General features: G+C 70.4%; 3 protein-coding genes and 1 pseudogene. All 4 read right to left on the bottom strand.

The window, feature by feature from the left end; all coding sequences use genetic code 11:
* Positions 1–376: 376 nt before the first annotated feature.
* Positions 377–2,314: an asparagine synthetase B family protein gene (locus tag AX681_RS10165; protein WP_066682193.1), complete on the bottom strand. Its 1,938-nt coding sequence runs from the start codon at positions 2,312–2,314 to the stop codon at positions 377–379.
* The gene (locus AX681_RS10160; protein ID WP_066682191.1) at positions 2,311–3,216 is read right to left on the bottom strand and encodes a hypothetical protein; all 906 of its coding nucleotides are present in this window, start codon (positions 3,214–3,216) and stop codon (positions 2,311–2,313) included. The genes AX681_RS10165 and AX681_RS10160 overlap by 4 nt, the downstream gene beginning before the upstream one ends.
* Positions 3,217–3,238: 22 nt before the next feature.
* Positions 3,239–3,523, bottom strand: coding sequence for a PqqD family protein (locus AX681_RS10155; protein WP_156442909.1), 285 nt, complete (start codon positions 3,521–3,523; stop codon positions 3,239–3,241).
* A gap of 372 nt (positions 3,524–3,895) precedes the next feature.
* A pseudogene (locus tag AX681_RS22455) lies at positions 3,896–4,115 on the bottom strand (DNA-deoxyinosine glycosylase); the annotation flags it as partial.

The following is a 4,115-nucleotide window of genomic DNA, read 5'->3' as shown; positions in this document are numbered from 1 at the left end:
ATGGTGACGCCCTTTGCTGGTAGCGGTGAACTGGCTTTATAGACGTAATCGCCGATTGTGGCAGCAAAAATACTGCAATCGCCGCAATGGTTCCTTCGCCGGGCGCAGGATCAAGGGTGGCCGCGCGTCACGCGGCGCAAGTGCAGGGACGGGTCAAGACAAGCCGGGAGCTTCATTCGTAAAACCAACGCTGAACGCGGTCAGATCGCCCACCGCATATTCGGTGCATACAGGCTCGGTCCAAGTGCGGGGGGCGGGTGCGGCGGGCGGCAGGTCCGGGGTGGTCCGGGTCATAGCGGAACTCCTGTCCGTCGTGGATCGTTTCGCACCCTATATGAAGTCTTTCCAGCGTCAACCGGTGGCGTCCGCGCACGGTTCAATCGTTGCGCCGTTGCGCCTTGCGGATGAAGTGGGCGACGGAAATGCCGCGCAGCAGCTTGATCCGCTGGTCGTAGCGCTGAGCGTCGGTGACGCTGCCGGTGCCGGTGTCGGCGGTGGCGAGCGCGCGCAGGACGGGGAGGGCGAGCAGGCGCTCCCCGATCGGATCGGCGCGGTCGAGTTCGGCGACGAGCGTGCCGCGCGCCTGTTCGATCCGGGTCGGCCAGTCGGCGCCCTGCAGCCCCTTGCCCGCCTGAGTGCGGATTTCGGGCGGGATGCGGTCGGCGAAGGCGCGGTGATAGATCCAGCGCGTCTGGCCCTGTTGCAGCAGGAGGTGTGGCGGCATCGCGAGGGCAAGGTCGATCACGCGGCGGTCGCCGGTCGGATCGCGCTGATCGACGCCGAAGCGGGCGAGCTGACCCTTGACCGACAGTCCCATGATATCGGTGTGGCGCAGGATGCTGACGGCGTGCGCGCGCGGGCTGCGCGGGCTGGGCAGATGCAGGCCGTGGCCGAGCTGTTCGAGATGCGCGCGATAGTCGGGGTTCTCCACCAGCTTTGGGTTGAGCGCGGCGTAGGCGAGCAGGTCGCGCGGGGGGCTTTTGCCGCGGAACCGGCGGCGGAGCGCGTCGAGCAGGCGCGGGGGGAGCAGCGCGCCGATCGTGGAAGAGGCGATGCGCTGCGCCGTCCAGCCGTGGCGGTGGAGCGCGATGGCTTCGCGGGCAAGGCTGGGCCAGGCGCCGGTGGTGGCGAGCAGGGGGAGCCGCTCCACCCCCTGCTGGCTGATCGTCGCGTTGCCCATGATGCCGACGAGCATCACCCGCTCGCGCCGCCGCTGCATCTGGCGGCAGATTTCGGTCATCCACACCTGATTGCACAGGTTGAACGGAGGATATTCGGCGGCGTGGAACTGGGCGTCCATGTCGTCGCCGATATGACGGTCGGCGGCATCGACGCGGACATGGTCGATATTGGCGTGGCGCGCGGCGAGCAGGGCAGCGAGCGGCCCTTCGTCGAGGGTGCGATCGCCCCACTGGTCGAGCCGCGCGCCGGGGAGGGGGACGTGGGTGTAGGCGGAGAGGCGCTGGCCCCGCTGTGCGAGCTGGAGCGCGGCGGAGGCGGTGACGGCGCTGCTGTCCATGCCTCCGCTGAGATGGCTGCCGATCGGCTCGTCGCTGCGCAGGCACGCGGCGACCGCGGTGTCGAAGGTGGTGCGCAGGGCCTGAACGAAGTCGTCGTCGCTGCGTAGCCCCAGGTCGCGGGGGGCGTCCCAGTCATACCAGTCGACAGACTCGATCCGGCCATCGGGGTGGAAGGTGACGCGCTGGCCCGGCGCGACGCGGTTGATCTCGACGAAGAAGCTGCGCGGGCCGCGGCGGGGGGCGAGCGCGATACAGTCCATCAGCGTGAACGGATCGGGCGCGACCGGGATGTCGGGCAGGGCGTGCAGCCCCTTGGCCATGGTGGCGAAGGCGGTGCGGCGGTCGCCGTGATGGTAGAAGAGCGGGCGGTTGCCGAGCAGGTCGCGGACGAGGTGCAGGCGGCGCTCGGCGGCGTCCCATAGCGCGAAGGCGAAGTCACCGACGAGGCGGTCGGGGGTGGCAGTCCCCCACTTCTCCCACGCGGCGAGCAGCAGGTCGGCATCGGCGAGGGTGGCGAGGCGGGGGGTGAGGTCGAGCGCGGCGGCGAGCTCGGCGCGGTTGTCGAGCCGCAGATCAGCGACGAGGTGGAAGCGGTCGCGCCCGGCGAGCGGCTGGCGGTCAAACCGGTCTTCGGGGAGCAGGCGGGTCAGGCCGATGCCGAGCGCGATGGCGCCGTCGTCCCAGGCGGCGCTGCGGTCGCTGCCATAGGGCGCGAGCGCGCGGCGCATCCGCGTGACATCCTCCGCCGCGGCGGGCCGCCCGTCGCGGTGCCAGACGCCGCAGATCGCGGTCATGGCGCGGCGTCCAGCGTGAGGATCAGGTCGATCAGCGCATCGAACTGCGCGAAGTCGGTCGAGCGGGCGACGCGATGGACCGGGACCTGCGCAGCGATTGCGGCTGCGTGGCTAAGCAGCGCGCCGCCCCGCCCGGCGGCGGTGGCGACCTCGCCATAATGCGTCAGATTGGCGAGGACGGCGGTGGCTTCGCCCCGGGTGAAGCGGCGGGTTTCGGGCGCGGCAAGGCCCGGCGTGGGGGCGAGGACGATCAGCAGGTCGAGCGGGCGGGGGGCGTCGAGAAAGACGTCGCCAAGGTCGACATGAAACTTGTCGAAGCCATGCTTGACCCGCGCGTCGTCACGGGTGGCGATGGCGAGCTGTGTCGCGCTGGCAGACCAGAGCTTGGCCGAGGGGTAAGCGGGGTAGGCGAGGCGGGTGGCGGGGTCGACCAGCAGCTGATCGTCGCTGAGCAGCCGCGCGCCGCGCTGGACGAGCGCGTGGACGGTGGTCGACTTGCCCGCGCCGCTATGCCCGGCGATGCCGATGGTGCGTCCGTCGAGTTCGACGGCGCCGGCATGGAGCGGCGGGCGGCCGCGCTGATGCGCCAGCAGCGTGAAGGCGGGGCCGAACAGTACGGTGTGGATTTCCGCCGCGCTGAGATCGTCGCAGTCGGCGACGGTGATGCTGCGCCCGTTGCGGATGCGCAGGCGCGGGCCGCCGGGCGGGGCGAGGTCGATCAGGTCGGGGCTGTAGATGGTGAAGGGGCCGAGTACGCGCCCCGGATCGTCCAGCGGCGAATGCGCGGCGAAGTCGATCACGATCGGGTCCGGCGCCTCCGGCCCATCGTCGGGGCGGAGATAGGGCAAAGGGCGGGGCGCGGAGACGCTCCACCCGCCGACCCGGTAGCGGACGCGGGTCATCGACCGGCCTGACCGTCGGGCCTCATTCCGCGCGCACCTCGATCAGATTGCGTTCGGCGAGGTGCGTCAGAAAGGCCAGCACAGTCGATTGGATCCGTTCGCGCGGCGCGTCGTAATCACCAACAAGCGCGTCGCACAGCGCATCGACCCGGTGCGGCTGCGCGATGCGGGCCCAGATGTCGGACCCGACCGTGTTGAATTCGAAATAGCGGCCCGACTGGATGTCGAGCAACACGGCGCTGTTGTCGAGTGCGGCGGCGAAGACCGCGGGGTTCACCACGACCCAATGGTCGAGACCAATGCTCATCTGTGCGATCCCATCTGGCCCGGCGTTTCGCGGCGACCGTTCGCCCCGATAGAAATGGCGGCCGCGCAATGCAACTGCTGGCGTGGAAGTTTACACTGGCTTGACACGATCGCGATGCTGTGCGCGGGGGCGGAAAGCGCGGCAGCCCAGCAGCTTGCGCGCGCAGGCGGGGCGCTTTGGGTGGTTCATAGAGCGGGCCGGGGCCGGGCACGAGGACGGCGCCGAGCAGGCCGACCGAGTCGACCTTGAACGCTTCGTCGAGCAGTTCGGTGGCGATGTGCGCGACTGGCTTGGGCAGCGGGATGGCCGGGTCGGCCAGCGTTTGATCGACCAACAGCGGGATGGTGTGGCGGCGCTTTTGAATCCGGGCTGTCAGGCGAGGAACGCGCGTAGCGCGTGCCAGGCGGGGAGCTTGGCGGGGAGGCCGATGGTGTGGAGCGGGCTCGAGGAGGGGAGGGCGAGGATGGTCCAGCGCGAGGCCTGGGTGCCTAACTGGCGCAGGCCGAGGCGGTGGGCGGTCGCGCCGTTGAAGGCGATGGCGGCGAGGTCGGGCAGGCTGGCGGCGAGGGCGGCGAGGTCGTTGGCTTTGGCG

Source organism: Sphingomonas sp. CCH9-E2, assembly GCF_001557215.1.
Taxonomy (GTDB): Bacteria; Pseudomonadota; Alphaproteobacteria; order Sphingomonadales; family Sphingomonadaceae; genus Sphingomonas.
Note: the sequence above shows the minus strand (reverse complement) of the source record. Positions and strands in the feature narration are given on the sequence as shown.

Coding starts and splice junctions, on each gene's coding strand:
- AX681_RS10155 (WP_156442909.1), bottom strand. CDS start 3,523: ATGAGCATTGGTCTCGACCATTGGGTCGTGGTGAACCCCGCGGTCTTC.
- AX681_RS10165 (WP_066682193.1), bottom strand. CDS start 2,314: ATGACCGCGATCTGCGGCGTCTGGCACCGCGACGGGCGGCCCGCCGCG.
- AX681_RS10160 (WP_066682191.1), bottom strand. CDS start 3,216: ATGACCCGCGTCCGCTACCGGGTCGGCGGGTGGAGCGTCTCCGCGCCC.